The 18,638-nt window shown below is 62.8% G+C and carries 17 protein-coding genes; 2 read left to right on the top strand and 15 right to left on the bottom strand.

The window, feature by feature from the left end; genetic code table 11:
- Positions 1-112 precede the first annotated feature (112 nt).
- From AB8B02_RS25590 to rimP, 13 genes are all read right to left on the bottom strand, one after another.
- On the bottom strand, positions 113-859 hold the full coding sequence (locus AB8B02_RS25590; RefSeq protein ID WP_439065494.1) for a superoxide dismutase: 747 nt from the start codon (positions 857-859) through the stop codon (positions 113-115).
- Between the two features lie 136 nt (positions 860-995).
- A complete protein-coding gene (locus tag AB8B02_RS25585; protein ID WP_439065493.1) occupies positions 996-2,240 on the bottom strand; it encodes an MFS transporter in 1,245 nt (414 codons plus the stop codon).
- Positions 2,237-2,566, bottom strand: coding sequence for a hypothetical protein (locus tag AB8B02_RS25580; protein WP_089266447.1), 330 nt, complete (start codon positions 2,564-2,566; stop codon positions 2,237-2,239). Before AB8B02_RS25580 ends, AB8B02_RS25585 begins: the two co-directional genes overlap by 4 nt.
- Position 2,567: 1 nt before the next feature.
- Positions 2,568-3,131 carry an isochorismatase family protein gene (locus AB8B02_RS25575; RefSeq protein WP_439065492.1) on the bottom strand — a complete coding sequence of 188 codons (564 nt, stop codon included), beginning with the start codon at positions 3,129-3,131 and terminating at the stop codon, positions 2,568-2,570.
- A gap of 29 nt (positions 3,132-3,160) precedes the next feature.
- Positions 3,161-3,613 carry a MarR family winged helix-turn-helix transcriptional regulator gene (locus tag AB8B02_RS25570; protein WP_439065491.1) on the bottom strand — a complete coding sequence of 151 codons (453 nt, stop codon included), beginning with the start codon at positions 3,611-3,613 and terminating at the stop codon, positions 3,161-3,163.
- 168 nt (positions 3,614-3,781) lie between these two features.
- Positions 3,782-5,929: a polyribonucleotide nucleotidyltransferase gene (gene pnp, locus AB8B02_RS25565; protein ID WP_089266441.1), complete on the bottom strand. Its 2,148-nt coding sequence runs from the start codon at positions 5,927-5,929 to the stop codon at positions 3,782-3,784.
- Positions 5,930-6,252: 323 nt separating this feature from the next.
- Positions 6,253-6,522 carry a 30S ribosomal protein S15 gene (gene rpsO, locus AB8B02_RS25560; RefSeq protein WP_068734145.1) on the bottom strand — a complete coding sequence of 90 codons (270 nt, stop codon included), beginning with the start codon at positions 6,520-6,522 and terminating at the stop codon, positions 6,253-6,255.
- A 2-nt stretch (positions 6,523-6,524) separates the two neighbouring features.
- Positions 6,525-7,685: a tRNA pseudouridine(55) synthase TruB gene (truB, locus tag AB8B02_RS25555; RefSeq protein ID WP_093757901.1), complete on the bottom strand. Its 1,161-nt coding sequence runs from the start codon at positions 7,683-7,685 to the stop codon at positions 6,525-6,527.
- Positions 7,682-8,098 (bottom strand): 30S ribosome-binding factor RbfA, encoded by a 417-nt coding sequence (gene rbfA / locus AB8B02_RS25550; RefSeq protein ID WP_068734171.1) that lies wholly within the window; start codon positions 8,096-8,098, stop codon positions 7,682-7,684. Before rbfA ends, truB begins: the two co-directional genes overlap by 4 nt.
- A gap of 168 nt (positions 8,099-8,266) precedes the next feature.
- A complete protein-coding gene (gene infB, locus AB8B02_RS25545) occupies positions 8,267-11,050 on the bottom strand; it encodes a translation initiation factor IF-2 (RefSeq protein ID WP_089266436.1) in 2,784 nt (927 codons plus the stop codon).
- Between the two features lie 9 nt (positions 11,051-11,059).
- Positions 11,060-11,848: an RNA-binding protein gene (locus tag AB8B02_RS25540; RefSeq protein ID WP_175369427.1), complete on the bottom strand. Its 789-nt coding sequence runs from the start codon at positions 11,846-11,848 to the stop codon at positions 11,060-11,062.
- A gap of 16 nt (positions 11,849-11,864) precedes the next feature.
- Entirely contained in the window at positions 11,865-13,469 is a 1,605-nt protein-coding gene (gene nusA / locus AB8B02_RS25535) for a transcription termination factor NusA (protein WP_068734140.1), read from the bottom strand.
- A 3-nt stretch (positions 13,470-13,472) separates the two neighbouring features.
- Positions 13,473-14,252 (bottom strand): ribosome maturation factor RimP, encoded by a 780-nt coding sequence (gene rimP / locus AB8B02_RS25530; RefSeq protein WP_439060305.1) that lies wholly within the window; start codon positions 14,250-14,252, stop codon positions 13,473-13,475.
- 360 nt (positions 14,253-14,612) lie between these two features.
- Here rimP and AB8B02_RS25525 point away from each other — a divergent pair, with 360 nt between their 5' ends.
- Positions 14,613-15,716, top strand: a complete 1,104-nt coding sequence (locus AB8B02_RS25525) for a DUF2336 domain-containing protein (protein ID WP_089266433.1) — start codon at positions 14,613-14,615, stop codon at positions 15,714-15,716.
- Here the strand turns inward: AB8B02_RS25525 and AB8B02_RS25520 are convergent.
- Positions 15,693-16,646, bottom strand: a complete 954-nt coding sequence (locus AB8B02_RS25520) for a LysR family transcriptional regulator (protein WP_439060304.1) — start codon at positions 16,644-16,646, stop codon at positions 15,693-15,695. The genes AB8B02_RS25525 and AB8B02_RS25520 overlap by 24 nt on opposite strands.
- 118 nt (positions 16,647-16,764) lie before the next feature.
- Here AB8B02_RS25520 and AB8B02_RS25515 point away from each other — a divergent pair, with 118 nt between their 5' ends.
- Complete coding sequence (locus tag AB8B02_RS25515; RefSeq protein ID WP_439065490.1) at positions 16,765-17,766, top strand: aldo/keto reductase; 1,002 nt, start codon at positions 16,765-16,767, stop codon at positions 17,764-17,766.
- 65 nt (positions 17,767-17,831) lie between these two features.
- Here the strand turns inward: AB8B02_RS25515 and AB8B02_RS25510 are convergent, their stop codons facing one another.
- Positions 17,832-18,632 carry a HesA/MoeB/ThiF family protein gene (locus tag AB8B02_RS25510; RefSeq protein WP_439065489.1) on the bottom strand — a complete coding sequence of 267 codons (801 nt, stop codon included), beginning with the start codon at positions 18,630-18,632 and terminating at the stop codon, positions 17,832-17,834.
- Positions 18,633-18,638 lie beyond the last annotated feature (6 nt).

Genomic DNA, 18,638 nt, shown 5'->3' with positions numbered 1-18,638 from the left:
TAGCGAGTAATCCGGGTGAGGGGGAGCCAGTGTTTCACTCGTTAGCTCCCCCTCACCCGTCGCGGACTTCGTCCGCGCCACCCTCTCCCCGCAAGCGGGGAGAAGGAAAACATCACACCGCCAGCGTGCCGGCCTTTGCCGCCGCATAGCGCTCGCCGACCTTGGTCCAGTTGACCGTATTCCACCACGCCTTGAGATAATCAGCGCGACGGTTCTGGTAGGTCAGATAATAAGCGTGCTCCCAGACGTCGTTGCCCATCAGCGCGCGCTTGCCGTCCATGATCGGATTGTCCTGATTCGGACGCGTCTCGATCGACAGCTTGCCGTCCTTGTCGACGATCACGAACACCCAGCCAGAACCGAACTGACGGCCGCCGGCGGCGTTGAAATCGGTCTGGAATTTCTCGAGGCCGCCGAGGTCGCGATCGATCGCCGCGAGCACATCGCCTTCCGGCTTGCCGCCATTCGGGCCCATGATCTGCCAGAACATGGTGTGGTTGGCATGGCCGCCGAGATTGTTGCGCACCCCGGTGCGGATCGCTTCAGGCACGCTGTTGAGATTGCCGAGCACCTCGACCAGCGGCTTCTCGCCGATCACCGGGGTATCCTTGGCAAAATTGTTCATGTTGGCAACGTAGGCGGCGTGATGCCTGTCGTGATGGATCTCCATCGTCTTGGCATCGATATGCGGTTCAAACGCCGTGACCGGATAGGTCAGCGGCGGCAGGATGAATGGCGCATTGCCGGCAGTAGGGGTGGCCGGCGCAGCCGCCTGGGCGAAAGCAAGACGGGGCGCGACTGCCGCGGCAGCGATGCCGGTCGCAGCGAGCATGAGATGGCGTCGGGACATCGATGACATGGGGCTTCTCCCTTGAATATGGACTGCTACGTCTGGCAAATACGCACCGCATCTCTGGCAGTTTCGTGTGCGGGCATTGTGACGCAGCGCGACATAGCACATCACAGGTCTGAGATACCGTCTCACATGGGGCGAATCAGGATCCACCGGGCCGGACGCTGCGTTGGCCATCGCGGTGCTTCAGGAGATAACGCAGGCCCACCAAGGCCGCAGCCATTCCCGAGATCGCGCCGATGGTGAGCGCCCAGCGCGGACCGAATCGATCAGCGGCCCAACCGACGATGGGAGCGCCGATCGGCGTACCACCGAGTGCAATCGCCAGCAGGATCGCCATTACGCGCCCGCGCATAGCCGGCTCGGTCGAGAGCTGCACCAGGCTGCTTGTCGAGGTGGTCACGGTTTGAGCTGCCATACCGATCACGATCAGCGTAAGACCGAACAACCAGTAATTCGGCATGGCGGCGGCGAGGGCGAAGCCCGCGCTGAACACAGCGGCCCCGACGATCAGAAGACTGATGCGCGGCCTGTCGCGCCGCGCTGCCAGCAGCGAACCGATCACCGACCCGATCGCCATGACCGATGTCAGGACGCCATATTGACCGGCGCCGGCATGAAATGCCGTGACCGACATGGTCGAGATGAAAATCGGAAAGTTCAAACCGAAGGTGCCGATCAGGAACAGCATCAGCAAGATGGCTTTCAGGTCCGGCCGTTTCCAGACATAGCGAAAGCCTTCGACCAGACTGCCGCGGCCACCTGCAGAACGCTGCGCCGGATACATCTCATCGGCGCGCAGCAGCATGAGGGAGCCAAGCACCGCCATAAACGAGGCCGCATTGAGAATGAACACCCAGCCGGAGCCGACATGGGCAATCAGGAGGCCAGCAACCGCCGGACCGATCATCCGCGCCGCGTTGAACGAGGTCGAGTTGAGCGCGACGGCATTCGACAGATCGGCCTCGATGACCAGTTCGGAGACGAAGGTCTGCCGTGCCGGAAAATCGAAGGCCGCAACACAGCCGAGCAGGAACGCGAACACATAGACATGCCAGAGCTGCACGTGACCGCTGAGGAGAAGGAGTCCCAGCCCAAGCGCCAGCACTCCCATCGCCACCTGTGTCGCGATCAGCAATTTGCGGCGATCCAGATGATCGGCGGCATAACCTGTGAACGGCAACAACAGAAGCATCGGCCCGAACTGCAGCGCCATCACGATGCCAACCGCGGTGGCGTTGTTGTCGGTGAGTTGCGTGAGCACCACCCAGTCCTGCGTGGTGCGCTGCATCCACGAGCCGATATTCGACACCAGCGCACCACCTGCCCAGACGCGATAGTTGAAACCGCGCAGCGAGCGGAACGTACCGGTGGCCGATATACTCATGAACCGAGCGGTGTGTTGCCGCCGTGAAGGCGCCCGAACAGCCGCGCCGTAAAGATTGCCATCAGCAGAGCGCCAAGACCGAAAGCGGTGACATCGATCGTGGAATGCAGATCGAAATCGCCGACGCGGACGACGAGGAGATAGCCGATCACTAGGTTGACGAAGCCCCAGATCACATTGACCGTCGAGGACGACAGTCCCTTGCCCGGCGGCTTCGCGAACGGACTTTGAAACGGCCGGCCGGATACGCCGCTCACGAGGTGCGGGATCACATTGATGAGGAAAGCGCCGCCGAAGAACCAGGCGAGATAATGAAGCCAAAGCATCTCACGCACTCCGTTTGTCGAGCAGGTTGATGACGTCCTGCGTGGTGCCGGTCTCACCGAGACGGGGGAAGACGTTGGCGATGCTGCAATCATGCGCTTCGGCGCGCATATCCGTCATCGCATCGACGGCGAGCGTGACGTTGAAGCCCGCTTCATAGGCTTGGCGCGCAGTGGCTTCGACACCGGTTCCCGTCGCAACACCGGCGATGACGACTTGCGTGACACCGCGCGACTTCAGTTGCTGTTGGAGATCGGTCGTGGCGAACGCGCCCCAGCTGTGCTTGGTCACGGTGATATCGCGGGGTTGCTGATCGAGTTCGGGGATGAGATCGGTCCAGTCCTCGGCAAGCGGCACCGATCGGCGCGGCTGCTCGGTGCGGCCCGGCGCACCGCCGGCCACGTTGACGAGCACGACCGGCAATTCGCGGACGCGAAACGCGTCGAGCAGCACACGTGTCTGCTTCACGACGTCCCCGATCGGATGCACCGTCGGCAGCGCGACGATGCCTTGCTGCAGATCGACGACAATAAGTGCGGTGTTCGGATCGAGCATGGTGAGGGCCATGGAGCTCTCCTTTGAATGCGACGGCGCGATCAGGCGTCGACGATGCGCTTGAGCAACCCGATGCTGCCGGCGAGCTGATCCTGCTCCACGGCGGTCAGGGTTTTCTGGATGGCGTGGAACAGCCAGTCCTCACGGGCGGCGCGACCGACACGGATCCATTCCTTACAGGCGGGGGTGAGCGCCCAAATGGTCTGGCGACCGTCATTCGGATCGGGGGTGCCGCTGACCAGCCCGGTGGTCTCCAGCGCTGCCACCGTGGCGCCCATGGATTGCGGCCGCACGCCCTCGGCGCGAGCGAGGTGGGTCACCGTCGCCGGGCCGTCGCGATCCAGCCGGCTCAGCACCGACACCTGGGACATCGTCAGGTCGCCGATGCCGGCCTTTTCACGCAATCTGCGCTTCACCTGACCGATCAGGTCGCGAATCTCGGTCGCCAATGCCAGCGCCCGGGCATCTTCGGGGTTGTCATGATGGTCCGTCATAACCTCGGACTACAGGATACGAAGGAAAACTACAAAGGAAAACTTCATATCTGTCGATCACATCGCCGTGTCGTTTCAAACCTCGCAGTGATGGGGGCAGGTGTCTTGCCGCTAAACAAAAAGGGCGGCCTTTCGGCCGCCCTTTCGTACTTCGCAATGTCGCGAAAATTACTCCGCTGCAGTCGCGCCTTCGGCAGCCTTCTGCTTGGCTTCGAGATCTTCACCGGTCTCCTGATCGACAGCCTTCATCGACAAACGCGTCTTGCCGCGATCGTCGAAGCCGAGCAGCTTGACCTTGACCTTGTCGCCTTCCTTGACGACGTCGGAGGTCTTCTGCACGCGGCCGCCGGCGAGCTGGCTGATGTGAACCAGACCGTCCTTGGCGCCGAAGAAGTTCACGAATGCACCGAACTCCATGACCTTGACCACGGTGCCTTCATAGATCGCGTTGAGCTCCGGATCCGAAGCGATCGACTTGATCCACTTGATCGCAGCCTTGATCGACTCACCATCGGATGAGGCCACCTTCACGGTGCCGTCGTCTTCGATGTTGACCTTGGCGCCGGTCTTTTCGACGATCTCGCGGATCACCTTGCCGCCGGTGCCGATCACTTCACGGATCTTGTCGGTGGCGATCTTGAAGGTCTCGATGCGCGGCGCGTATTCGCCGAGCTCGGCACGGGCGTTGTTGAGCGCCTTCGACATCTCACCGAGAATGTGAATGCGACCTTCCTTGGCCTGACCCAGAGCGACCTTCATGATCTCTTCGGTGATACCGGCGATCTTGATGTCCATCTGCAGCGAGGTAATGCCGGTATCGGTACCAGCCACCTTGAAGTCCATGTCGCCGAGGTGATCTTCATCACCCAGGATGTCCGACAGAACTGCGTAGCGTGCGCCTTCGAGGATCAGGCCCATGGCGATACCCGCCGTCGGACGCTTCATCGGAACGCCCGCATCCATCAGCGCCAGCGAAGCACCGCAGACCGATGCCATCGACGACGAACCGTTGGACTCGGTGATCTCCGACACCACACGTACGGTGTACGGGAATTCGTGGTGACCCGGCAGAACCGGATGGATCGCGCGCCAGGCGAGCTTGCCGTGGCCGATTTCGCGACGCTTGGTACCGCCCATACGACCGGTCTCGCCGACCGAGTAGGGAGGGAAGTTGTAGTGCAGCAGGAACGTCTCTTTGTAGGTTCCCGACAGCGAGTCGATGTACTGCTCGTCTTCACCGGTGCCGAGCGTGGTCACGACCAGCGCCTGGGTTTCACCGCGGGTGAACAGCGCCGAACCGTGGGCGCGCGGCAGCACGCCGACTTCGGCGACGATCGGACGAACCGTGGTCAGGTCGCGGCCATCGATACGCTTCTTGGTGTCGAGGATGTTCCAGCGAACGATCTTCGATTCCAGTTCCTTGAACACGCCGGCGATGCGGAGCTTGTCGTATTTCGGCTCCTGACCTTCCGGGAAGTAGTGCGCCATCGCCTTCGCCTTGACGGCGCCGACGGCAGCGTAGCGATCCTGCTTCACAGGGATCGCATAGGCAGCGCGCAGCTCGGTTTCGACGAGACCGAGCATTTCCTTCTCGATTTCGCTGTCGTCGATGGTCTTGACCTCGCGCGGCTCCTTCGCGGCCTTCTCGGCGAGCTCGATGATCGCCTTGATGACCGGCTGGAAGTGGCGGTGACCGAACATCACGGCGCCGAGCATCACGTCTTCGTTGAGCTCCTTGGCTTCCGATTCCACCATCAGCACGGCATCGCCGGTGCCAGCGACGACGAGGTCGAGATTGGTGTCGGCCATTTCGTCGAGGGTCGGGTTGAGCACGTATTCATCATTGATGAAGCCGACGCGGGCTGCACCGATCGGGCCCTGGAACGGGGCGCCGGAAATCGTCAGGGCAGCCGAGGTGGCTACCAGCGCGAGAATGTCCGGATCGTTCTCCATGTCGTGCGACAGCACGGTAACGACGATCTGGGTTTCATTGCGCCAGCCATCGACGAACAGCGGGCGGATCGGACGATCGATCAGGCGGGAGACCAGCGTCTCCTTCTCGGTCGGACGACCTTCGCGCTTGAAGTAGCCGCCGGGAATGCGGCCGGCTGCGTAGGTCTTCTCGATGTAATCGACGGTCAGCGGCAGGAAGTCGATGCCATCCTTGGCAGTCTTCGCGGCGACGACGGTGGCGATAACGACGGTCTCGCCATAGGTGGCGATGACGGCGCCGTCAGCCTGACGGGCAACCTTGCCGGTTTCCAGCTTGAGCGGACGACCGCCCCAATCGATCTCGACGGAGTGAACATTAAACATCTTAGGTTTCTTTCATGGGTTCACGGAGGACGTGACGGCCAAAAACACTGAAGTCCAAAACACAAAAGCCATGCGCAAGACGGCAAGAAGCTGTTCGCGATGTCGCGAAATCAGCGTCCGGCGATCCTGCCATGGCTCTGGTATTCTGAATGGCGTCCATCCTTCCGATGGTCGCGGGGATCTTTGGAGGATCGCGCCGCGCGACGGGCACCTTGCCCGTCATCGTCCAGTTGCCGGATTGCTTCTGAACGTTATCGCGAAAGCCACACATGGCTTCCGCTACAAAAAACGCGCGCAAAGGGTTTTTGCGCGCGTGATTTCGCTTAGCGGCGAATGTTGTGCTTCTCGAGCAGCGCCTTGTAGCGCGCCTCGTCCTTGCGCTTGATGTAGTCAAGCAGCGAACGACGCGTGGAGACGAGCTTCAAAAGACCACGGCGGGAATGGTTGTCCTTGGTGTGGGTCTTGAAGTGTCCGGTCAGGTTGGCAATGCGCTCGGAGAGGATCGCAACCTGGACTTCCGGCGAACCAGTGTCGCCGGTCTTGTTGGCATTGGTCTTGATGACTTCCGCTTTGCGTTCTGCGGTAATCGACATCGTCAGTTACTTTCTTTGCGGGCCGAACTGGCGGTCAGTCCGGTCAGGTTAAACACGCGCTTGGGGATGAGTTCGCCGTTGCCAACTTCAGCGAGGGCCAATAATCGCCCTGCCACCGTGACATAAACTGTGCCGCTACAATCGGGCGCATCCCGTCCGCGCAACAAAACGGCTTGGCCCCGATGGAGCCTTGCCGCATCCGCCCGTGTGACGGCCAGTGCCGGGATGTCGTCCAGCGCGGTCTCAACGGGCAGTAGCGCGTCGGCGAGGCTACCCTCGCCAGACGCGGCTCTATCGCACAAAGCCTCCAACTGTTCCAGCGGAATCATGTCGGCTTCGGCGAAAGGTCCGACCAGGGTACGCCGGAGCGCACTGATATGGCCGTAGCAGCCGAGTAAACGGCCGATATCGCGGGCCAGCGCACGCACGTAAGTGCCCTTGCCGCACTCGGCCTCGAACACGGCATGGTCGCTATCTGGCTGTTCTGTCAGGACTAATTCGTGAATTACAACCGGTCGGGGAACCAGCGGCACCACCTCGCCGTCGCGGGCGAGATCATAGGCGCGCTCGCCCTGGATCTTGATCGCCGAGTATTGCGGCGGGGTCTGTTCGATATTGCCGGTAAATTGCGGCAGCAGCGCCCTGATCTGGTCGGCCGTTGGCCTATTCGGGCTGGTGAAGGTCGCACGGCCCTCAGTGTCGTCGGTATCGCGTTCCTCGCCCCAGGCGACCGTGAAGCGATAGCGCTTGCGGCCGTCCATCACGAACGGAACCGTCTTGGTGGCTTCGCCGAGCGCGATCGGCAGACCGCCGGACGCCAACGGATCGAGGGTACCGGCATGGCCGGCGCGCTTGGCCTGGAACAGGCGCTTGGCGATCGCGACGGCCTGGGTCGAGGTCATGCCGATCGGCTTGTCGAGGATCACCCAGCCATGAACGTCGCGCTTGTCGCGCCGGACCTGGCCCTGCTGACGCTGCTTGCCGCCCTGATGGCGGGGATCGTTATTGCCGCGATGGCCCTGATGCTGACGCTGGTCATTGCCGCCGCGGTCACCTTGCTGACCGTGGTCGCCGTGCTGCACGGCCGGAGAGAGGGTGGGCTCGCCATTGCCCGCTTCATCGAGGCGTGAATCGAGGGCGGCGGCTGGAGTCGTCACAGTCATTCGTTTTCGTCCGAGTCTGGTTTGAGGTCGCGCGCAACGGCAGGCGTGCGCAGAAGTTTGTCGATGCGCTCGGCTTCGTCGAAGCGCTCATCGATGCGGAAGCGAAGATCGGGGGCGTATTTCAGGTTCACGCGATACGCGACCTCGGTTCGCAGGAAGCTCTTGTTCGCCGCGAGCGCCTTCAGCACCGGTTCGGTGTTCTGGCCGCCGAGCGGCATCACATAGACGGTGGCGAGCTTGAGATCGGGCGACATCTTCACCTCGGGCACGGTGATGATGGTGGTCTGCAGAACGGGATCGTGGACCCCACCCTGCGACAGGATATCGGCAATCGCGTGGCGCATCAGCTCGCCAACGCGCAATTGACGCTGCGAGCCGCCCGGCGCGGCAGATTTTTGGTGATGCTTGGGCATCGGTTTCCCTACGAAAACAAAATTCGTCATGGCCGGGTTTGTCCCGACCATCCACGACTGCTCTTTTGAAATTCAAAGACGTGGATGCCCGGCCATCTAGCGAAGCTAGCTTCGCGCAGGCCGGGCATGACGTCTCGTTTAAATCCGGTCTCTCTGTAAGATTTGGACTTACAGGGAGCGCTGGATGGTCTCTACGCGGTAACACTCGATCACGTCGCCGGCGCGCATGTCGCCGTAGTTCTCGAACGCCATGCCGCATTCCTGGCCTGACGCCACTTCCTTCACTTCGTCCTTGAAGCGCTTCAGTGTCGACAGCTTGCCTTCGTGCACCACGACGTTGTCGCGGATCAGGCGCACATTCGCGCCGCGTTCCACGGTTCCGTCGGTGACGCGGCAACCCGCAACCTTGCCGACCTTCGAGATGTTGAACACTTCGAGGATCTGCGCATTGCCCAGCATGGTTTCGCGCAGTGTGGGCGCGAGCAGACCGGACATGGCTTTCTTCACGTCATCCACGAGATCGTAGATGATGTTGTAGTAGCGGATTTCGATGCCGTTGCGCTTGGCAGCAGCAGCGGCTTCCTTGTTGGCACGAACCGAGAAGCCGATGATGGCGGCGTTGAAGCCTTCCGCCAGCGTGACGTCCGATTCCGAAATGCCGCCGACGCCCGCATGCAGGATGCGCGCGGCGACTTCGTCGGTGCCGAGCTTCTCGAGCGAGCCGAGAATGGCTTCGAGCGAACCCTGCACGTCGGCCTTGATGATCAGCGGGAAGTCCTTGCGACCCGAGGTCTTCAGCTGGCTCATCATCTGCTCGAGCGAGCCGCGCATGCCGTTGGTGGAGGCTGCGGACTTCTCGCGCTTCTGATGTGCGCGGTAGCCGGTGATTTCGCGGGCGCGGGCTTCGTTCTCGACCACGGCCATACGATCGCCAGCTTCCGGCGGACCGTTGAAACCGAGCACTTCGACCGGCACCGACGGACCTGCCGCGGTCAACGTCTCACCCTGATCGGAGATCAGCGCGCGGACACGGCCCATTTCGGCACCGGCCACGATGATGTCGCCGACCTTCAGGGTGCCGCGCTGAACCAGCACGGTCGCCACCGGACCACGACCACGATCGAGCTTGGCTTCGATCACGGTACCTTCCGCCGGACGTTCCGAATTGGTCTTCAGGTCGAGAATATCGGCCTGCAGCGCGATCATTTCCAGGAGCTTGTCGAGGTTGGTCTTGTTCTTCGCCGACACTTCGACGTCGACCACGTCGCCGCCGAAGGATTCGACCTGCACGTCATGCTGCAGCAGTTCGGTGCGCACGCGCTCCGCCTTGGCATCAGGCTTGTCGATCTTGTTGATCGCCACGATCATCGGCACGCCGGCTGCCTTGGCGTGGTTGATGGCTTCGATGGTCTGCGGCATGACGCCGTCATCGGCCGCCACCACAAGGATGACGATATCCGTGACCTTGGCGCCGCGGGCACGCATCGCGGTGAACGCAGCGTGGCCTGGCGTATCGATGAAGGTGATCTTCTTGCCGCTCTCGGGCGACGTGACCTGATAAGCGCCGATATGCTGCGTGATGCCGCCGGCTTCGCCGGACACCACATTGGCATGACGCAACGCATCGAGCAGCGAGGTCTTGCCGTGGTCGACGTGGCCCATGACGGTCACGACCGGCGAACGCGGCTCGGTATCGGTGGAATCGTCAACCTTGTCGAACAGACCTTCTTCAACGTCCGATTCGGCAACGCGCTTGACGGTGTGGCCCATTTCCTCGGCCACCAGCTGCGCGGTGTCGGCGTCGATGACGTCGTTGATCTTGTGGATCGCGCCCTGCTTCATCAGCAGGCGGATCACGTCCACGGCACGCTCGGCCATACGGTTGGCGAGTTCCTGAATCGTGATCGCTTCCGGGATCGTGACTTCACGAACCAGCTTTTCCTTCGGCTCGTTCGACTGATGACCCTTCAGACGCTGGGTGCGGCGACGGAACGAGGCGATCGAACGCTCGCGGACGTCGCCGGCCGACAGCGCGGTGACCACGGTGAGACGGCCGCGCTCCTTCTGCGGACCGGGCTTGGCAGTGGGCTTCGGCGCGATCACGGGGCGCGCGGCGCCGCCGGGACCACGGCGAATGACGCGCGGACCTTCATCCTCGTCGGTGCCGTCGGCAGCGACGCCGGGCGCACGGGCAGGCGTAGTTGAGGTGGCGCCGGGACGGGCCGTCGTCGTGGCCGGCTTGGCGGCCTTCGCATCGGCTTCAGCCTGACGGCGCTTGGCCTCGACTTCGGCGCGGCGCTTGGTTTCTTCTTCCTGGCGGTGACGCTCTTCCTCGGCCTTGCGACGGGCTTCGGCAGCTTCACGCTCTTCCTGTTCCTTGAATTCCTTGGTGTTGCGGCGGGCAGCCTCGATCTCGGCGAGGCGACGCTCTTCCTGCTCGCGCACGCGGGCATCGGCCAGCGCGCTGGCGCGGGCATTGCGCTCTTCTTCGGTCAGGGTACGGAGCACGACGCCCGAACCTGAACGGGCCGGAGGCTGCGGGCGCTGCGGCGCGCGCGACGGCGGCGCTGCGGGAGGCGGAGCGGAGCTGCGTCCTGCGGGAGAAGGGGCAGCGGTGCGGGAAGCCGGTGCGGCCGGTGCAGGCGCAGCAGCGCGCGCAACCGGCGCCGCGGGCGCAGCAGTTGCAGCGGGAGCAGCCGGCGCAGCAGCAACGGGAGCTGGTGCAGCAGTCTCGACAGGTGCGGGAGCAGCAGTTGCTGGTGCGGCGACAGGCGCAGCCGCGGGCGCATCGCCGGGCATACGGCGCTTGCCGCGCTTCTCGACCACCACCTGCTTGGTGCGGCCATGGCTGAAGCTCTGGCGCACAGTGCCCTGCTCGACGCGCGGCTTGAGCGTCAAGGTCTTGCTGGGAACGCTCAGAGTCTTGTCACCAGGCGTTTTCGTATCAACCATTCAGCAGTCCTAATCTTGTTGCGTTGTGCGCGGTCGCACAGTCGTCGAAGTTTCGATCAGCGAGATCGTTGGCGTCAGCGGCTCCGTCTCCGGCGCAGCAGTTGTCAGCGAAGCTTTGGCGCTTGCGTTGATGTCGTCGTCAGCCAGCCGGTATTGGACCAGAGTCTGGCTGCGCGACAGGAACGTTTTGCCCGCCGGGCCCGTAAGCACGGCAGCATGTATCACATTTGACCGCCCCAATGCCAAATCCAATTCATCGGAGCTTAAAACCGTAATGATCGGCAGTTTCGGCGCGTCGTCGCCGGATTCCGCGTCAAATTCCACGCGTTGCCGGGCAACGCTGTCCAGTTTACGGATTCCGTCGGGGGCGCCGTTGGAGGCGTGGAGAAGAACACCGACCGTTCCGCGGCGCAGGGCGTCTTCGACCTTGGTGAAGCCGGAAACCACCTGACCGGCCTTGGCAGTTATGGCCAGCGCCTCGATGACGCCGCGCACCATGAGCTTGTCGGTGTCGTCGGCCAGGGTCGGCGACGCCTTGACCGCTTTCTTGAAGCCCTTGGCAAAAAGATTGCGCTTGGCCGCCTCGGTCACCGCCTTGCGGGAGGCCGTGACCCAGAGGCCGCGGCCGGGAAGCTTGCGCTTCAGATCCGGGATCGCCTCGCCCGTGGGCGCGACGACGAACCGGATCAGATCATCGATCGGGCGCACGCTCCGCGTAACCACGCACATCCGCATCGTCCCGGGCTTGGTGCTCCGGGGGCCGTTGTCCAGATCTGCTTGGTCAGCAATGGCGAGCATGCGCGTGGCATTGTCCTTACGCTTCTTCGGTGGCGTCGAGCGGCGCACCCTTGTCGAGATCGGCCTGGGTGATCCAGCCGGCCACGACGCGGGCCTGCATAATCAGATGCTCGGCGTCTTCACGCGAAATTTCGCTGGCATCGAGAATGCCCGGGTGCTTGGTCGGCTCGGAGCCTTCCTTGCGTTCGGTCCAGCCCACCAGATCGTCAGTGGCGCAGCCGGCAAGATCCTCGACGGTCTTGATGTCGTTTTCGCCGAACTTGACCATCATCTTGAGGGTCACGCCCGGAACGTCCTTCAAAGCGTCTTCCACACCCAGTTCCTTACGTTTGCCTTCGAGTTCAGCTTCGAGCTGCTCGAGGTATTCACGTGCACGGCTCTGCAATTCGGCCGCTGTTTCGTCGTCGAAGCCCTCGATGCCCGACAGTTCCTTGGCATCGACCATCGAAAGTTCTTCCACCGAAGTGAAACCTTCCGACGCGAGCAGCTGACCGACGACTTCGTCGACGTTCAGCGCTTCCATGAAGACGCGCGTGGAATTTTCGAAATCGGCCTGGCGACGTTCGGATTCTTCCTGTTCGGTCAGGATGTCGATATCCCAGCCGGTCAGCTGCGAAGCCAGGCGCACATTCTGGCCGCGACGACCGATCGCAAGGGATAGCTGGTTATTCGTGTCGGGAACGACAACCTCGATGCGCTCACGATCTTCATCGATCACGACTTTCGAGACTTCTGCCGGCGCCAGCGCGTTCACCACGAAAGTGGCGATATCCGGCGACCATGGAATGATGTCGATCTTCTCGCCCTGCAGCTCGTTGACCACGGCCTGCACGCGGGAACCACGCATACCGACGCAGGCGCCGACCGGATCCACCGACGAGTCGCGCGAGATCACGCCGATCTTGGCACGCGAACCGGGATCGCGGGCCACGGCCTTGATCTCGACGATACCGTCATAGATTTCAGGCACTTCCTGCGCAAACAACTTGGCCATGAACTGCGGATGGGTGCGCGACAAGAAGATCTGCGGACCGCGGGTCTCGCGGCGCACGTCGAACACATAGGCGCGAACGCGGTCACCGTTGCGGAACACTTCGCGCGGCAGCATCTCGTCGCGACGCACGATGGCTTCGCTGCGGCCGAGGTCGACGATCACCGAACCGTATTCGACGCGCTTGACGATGCCGTTGACGATCTCGCCGATGCGATCCTTGAATTCCTGATACTGCCGGTCACGCTCGGCTTCGCGCACCTTCTGCACGATGACCTGCTTGGCGGACTGCGCGGCGATACGGCCGTATTCCAGCGGCGGCAGCGTGTCGGCGATGGTGTCGCCGATCTGCGCACCCGGATTGGCGCGCTGCGCGTCAAACAGCGAGGTCTGGAAAGACGAATTCTCGACGTCCTCTACCACCAGCATGTGGCGGGTCAGAGAGAGCTGGCCGGTCTTGGGATGAATCTCGGCATGCACATCGGTCTCGGAACCGTAGCGCGCGCGGGCCGCTTTCGCGATCGCCTCTTCCATCGCCTGGATGACGATGTTGCGGTCGATCGATTTTTCGCGCGCGACGGCGTCGGCGATCTGCAGCAGTTCGAGTTTATTGGCGCTGACAGCGGCCATAGCTCATTCTCCTTCGATGGGATCGATTTCGCCTCGGCGCGCACGGTCGGCGGCCAGACGATGTTCTTTGGTATTCTTCGGCAAAGGCTTCTTGGTAGCTTTCGCGACCTTGAGTTTCGGCTTCGGCGCAAAGCTCTTTTTCGGATCGCTGCGCTTGGCATGCGGTGCCGGCGGCGGCGCGAGACCGAGCTCCCGTTTGAGATCAAGCTCGGCGTGCTTGCCGCGGCGCATCGACTCGGCGATCAGCTCGTCGGTCAGCACCAGGCTGGCATTGGAGATGTCTTCCAGCGGCAACCGCGTGATGGAGTCCTCGCCGTCGCGGGCGCCTTCCCGATCGATCAGGACGACGTCGCCTTCGATAGCGCCGAGCAGGCCACGGAAGCGTTTGCGGCCGCCGACGGCGACAGCCATCTCGATCTTAACCAGATAGCCATGATAGCGCTCGAAATCGGAGCGTCGGACCAGCGGGCGATCGATGCCGGGCGAGGAAATTTCGAGGCGATAGGCGCGCTGGATCGGATCGGCGACGTCCATCACCGGCGACAGCGCGTGTGAGATCGCCTCGCAGTCCTCGACCAGCATGGTGCCATCCGGCCGCTCCGCCATGATCTGCACGGTGCAGCCGAGCTCGCCGGAAATTTTGATCCGCACCAGCCGGTAACCGAGGTTTTCGAGCACGGGCGTGGCGACTGCCGATACCCGCGCCGCAGCACCCGGCTCGATCACCAGGCGCGGCTCGGAAAGCAGCTCGGTATCAACGGTTTCTGGGTTTTGGTCGGTCATGTCCAGGATCGAAGTATTCCGGTTGGAGGATGTCTGAATGCGCGTGCAGCCTGCAGAAGTGTATCGCGTCGGGCTTTCGGCCCTTTTGGACCCTGCGAGCCCCGCCGGATTATGGCCAAGGTCCGTTCAGGTAATAAAAAAGAGCGGGTCCCGAGGGGCCCACTCTCAAACGCGATCGTATGAGAACCTAATAAGTTGTGGGCGATATAGCCCTTTTCCGGCGCCCCGGCAAGGCCGCAGTGGCTGCCCCGCAATATTTCTGCAACCCGCGGTAGCCCAATCCTGCGGACTAACCGTTCCTTCATCAACCCCATCTAGGGTGCCCCAGCCTTTCCGTATGGTGGTGTTGAGTATTTTTTGATGGCTGAGGCGAAATCGCTCATTCCCGGGCTGGAGAACATCGTCAGAGATGGCGATCCCAAGCGCCGCGGCGAGGCGGTCCGTAAGATTTCCGAGCTTTTCCTGCGGGGCGCGTCCCGTTTTCAGCCGGCCCATGTCGATCTGTTCGACGGCGTTCTGACGAGTCTGGTTCCACAAACCGAGGTCGAAGCACGCACCGAGCTGGCCGAACGGCTGTCCGATCTCGTCAACGCACCGCCGCAACTGGTGGCCTTGCTCGTCCGCGATGACGAAATCCTGATCGCCGGGCCGCTGTTGCGCCGCTCACCTTTGATCGACGAACCGACACTGGTCGACATCGCCAAGGCCCAGGGCCAGTCGCATCTGCTGGCGATCTCCGATCGCTCGACGCTGACCCCGCGCATTACCGACGTGATCGTCCGCCGCGGCGACCGCGACGTGATCCGCCGGGTCGCCGGCAATGCCGGTGCCGCTTTCTCGCAACTTGGCTATACCGGCCTCATTCGCCGCGCCAGCGACGATGGCGCCCTCGCCGTCACGGTCGGGCAGCGCGACGATCTCGCGCCGGAACAACTCAAACACCTGTTGGCACAGTCGGTCGAGGTGGTTCGCCGTCGGCTGTTCGACGCCGCCGCCCCCCAACTGCGCAACGCGATCAACCGCGCGATGCAAGACATCACCGGTACGCCGACGCATCTGGCCGTCACCCGCGACTTCGCCACCGCGCAGCGTGCCATTCGCAAGCTCCACCAGGCCGACGAGCTGGACGAAGGCGCTTTGTTGCGCTTTGCCCGCGCCCATCAATATGAGGAAACCGCCGCCGCCCTCGCCGCTCTGTCGGGCGTGCGGATCGGGACCATCGACCAGCTCCTCAAAGGCGACCGCGACGATCCGATGCTGATACTCGGCAAATCGATCGGGATTTCCTGGGCCACCGTCCGCGCCCTGATGACGCTGCGTCTCGGCCCCGGCCGTTCGCCTGCCGCCGCCGATGTCGAGGAAGCCCGACAGAATTTCGAGCGCCTGGTGCCTGCCACGGCACAGCGCGTGCTGACCTTCTGGCAGACCCGCGAGACCGCCTCAGCGATCCCCCTGCCGCTCTGATCCGCTGGGGTTCCCCGGGGCGGCTGCCCGTCGCTCCCGTTTGCGCCACTCCGCCACAAAACTCACGAACGCCGCCAAAGCCGGCGGTGGCTGCCGACGGCTTGGATAATACAGGAACGGGCCCGGGAATGGCGGCAACCAGTCCTCCAGAACGCTGACCAACCTCCCGGTCGCGAGGTCGTCCCGCACATAGCCCTCAAACACCGCGTAAAAGCCGAGCCCATCCCGTGCCGCTTCCAGCCCGAGCCGGGAATAGCTCGCCAGCAGAGGCCCCCGGGGCGGTATCCGGACCACCTGGCCGTCCTTTTCGAACTCCCATTCCGGGATAGAACCGTTGTCGAAACGCGTTCTGATGCAGCAATGCTGCAGCAATTGCTGCGGTGCAATAGGTCGTCCATGCTGCGCAATATATTGCGAAGAAGCCACCATCACGAAGCGTTGCGGCGGCCCCAGCGAGACCGCGATCATGTCCTGCGCCAGATCCTCGCCATAGCGAATGCCGGCGTCGAAACCCTTGGCGACGATGTCGATCAATGACGTCTCGGCAACGATCTCAAGCTCAACCTGCGGATATTGCTGCAAAAATGGCGTAACCATCGGCGCCACCACGATATCGATGGCTGGTGCTGGACCGTTGATCCTCAGTCGGCCAGACGGCACATCACCGAAATCGCGAACTTGCTGCAGCGCAGCATGGACATCACCCATGGCCGGAGCGATTTTGCGCTGCAGCAATTCTCCTGCCTCGGTAAGCGCAACACTACGCGTTGTGCGATGCAGCAAACGAACGCCAAGCCGCTCTTCCATGTCGCGCAACCGCTGACTCAGGCTGGACACCGACACATGGGTCTCCACCGCCGCCCGCCGGAAATTCCGGGTCCGTGCCACTGCCAGAAAGGCCGCCAGATCGCGCAGATCGAGATCGCTCATTGTTCGACAGAGTGAACAAGCCTTTCGGGATTGTCCAGCTTATCGGATCAATGGAGCGGGCTCATATCGGGGCGGCAGCGGCGGAGGATCGGTCCGGCCGCCTTCTGGGAGAACCACCATGAACCACCTTCAACTCGGAAAGACTGGCCCCACAGTGGCCGCGCTCGGCCTCGGCTGCATGGGCATGTCGGATGTCTACGGCCCGGCCGACCGAGGCGAAAGCATCGCCACCATCCACGCCGCGCTGGAGGCCGGCGTCACCCTGATCGACACCGGTGACTTCTACGCCATGGGCCACAACGAACTCCTGATCGCCGAAGCCCTGCGCGGCCGCAGCCGCGACAGCCTGCAGCTTTCGGTCAAATTCGGCGGTATGCGCGATCCCGCCGGTGCCTTCATGGGCTTCGACAACCGCCCGATAGCGATCAAGAATTTCGTGGCCTATTCGCTGGTGCGGCTCGGCGTCGAGGTCATCGACATCTACCGCCCCGCGCGGCTCGACCCCAATGTGCCCATCGAGGACACCGTCGGCGCCATCGCCGACCTGATCAAGGCCGGCTACGTCAAACATATCGGCCTCTCCGAAGTCGGCTCCGAGACCATCCGCCGTGCCCACAAGGTGCATCCCATCACCGACCTGCAGATCGAATATTCGCTGATCTCGCGCGGTATCGAGGATGACATCCTGCCGACCTGCCGCGAACTTGGCATCGGCATCACGGCTTACGGTGTGCTCTCGCGCGGCCTGATCGGTGGCCACTTCACCAAGAGCGGGATGAACGCAAAGGACTATCGCAGCCACAGCCCGCGCTTCAGCGCTGCGAATATCGATCAGAATCTGGCTCTGGTTGAAAAAATCCGCGCCATCGCCAACGAGATCGGCGCCTCGGTCGCACAGGTCGCGATCGCCTGGGTGGCCGCACAGGGCCACGACATCCTGCCCGTGGTCGGCGCCCGGCGACGGGATCGGCTCACTGAAGCGCTGGGATCGCTGGAGGTGAAACTCACGCCCGCGCATCTCAGGGCGCTGGCGGAGGCGATCCCGGCCGATGCGGCAGCCGGCGGCCGTTATCCGGACGAGCATCTCGCGCATATGGACAGTGAAAAGAAGCGGGCGTGAGACGCGAAGACGCTAGTGGCCTCCCTCCCCCAAGCGCAGCGCAGTGGGGAGGGACAAGAAGCGCCTCACAAATACGCGCTCAAATCCCTGATGCTCGGTGCATCCCCGTTCAGCGGATTCGCCGGATCGCGCCCGTAACGCAGCGTCTCGAAGCGCATGTTGCGGGCGTCGATCATCAGCAGACGCCCGACCAGCCCTTCACCAAAGCCCACGATCTCGCGGATCGCTTCCAGCGCCATCATCGAGCCAACCATACCGGCCAGCGCACCCATGACGCCGGCTTCCTGGCAGCTCGGCACAGTGCCCGGCGGCGGCGCTTCGGAAAACAGACAGCGATAGGTCGGGTTCAATGCGCCCGATGCATTGGCCTCATGGGCACGGATCGTGGTCAGCGAGGCATCGAAAGTGCCGAGAGCCGCGGAGATCAACGGCTTCTTTGCAAGATAGCAAGCATCCGACAGCAGATAGCGCGTGGTGAAATTGTCGGAACCATCGAGCACGATGTCGTAGCCCGACAACAGCGTCATCGCATTAGCTGCATTGAGCCTGACGGCATGGCCGATAAATCTGACATGCGGATTGAGCGCATGGATTTTTGCTGCGGCGCTGTCGGTCTTCAATGCGCCGATATCCGGCGTTGCGTGAATGACCTGCCGCTGCAGGTTCGACAGCGACACCGTGTCGTCATCGACCACACCGAGCGTGCCGATGCCCGCGGCCGCGAGATACATCAGTGCCGGTGCGCCGAGCCCGCCGGCGCCGATCACAAGCACTTTCGCGCCCTGCAGCGCGGTCTGGCCGGGACCGCCGACCTCGCGCAACACGATATGGCGCGCATAGCGCTCGAGTTCATCGGCATTCAGCATCGCAAT

It is taken from the genome of Tardiphaga sp. 862_B3_N4_1, from assembly GCF_051811085.1.
Lineage (GTDB): Bacteria > Pseudomonadota > Alphaproteobacteria > Rhizobiales > Xanthobacteraceae > Tardiphaga > Tardiphaga robiniae.
The sequence above is the reverse complement of the archived record's forward strand: the minus strand, read 5'-3'. Positions and strand labels throughout refer to the sequence as shown.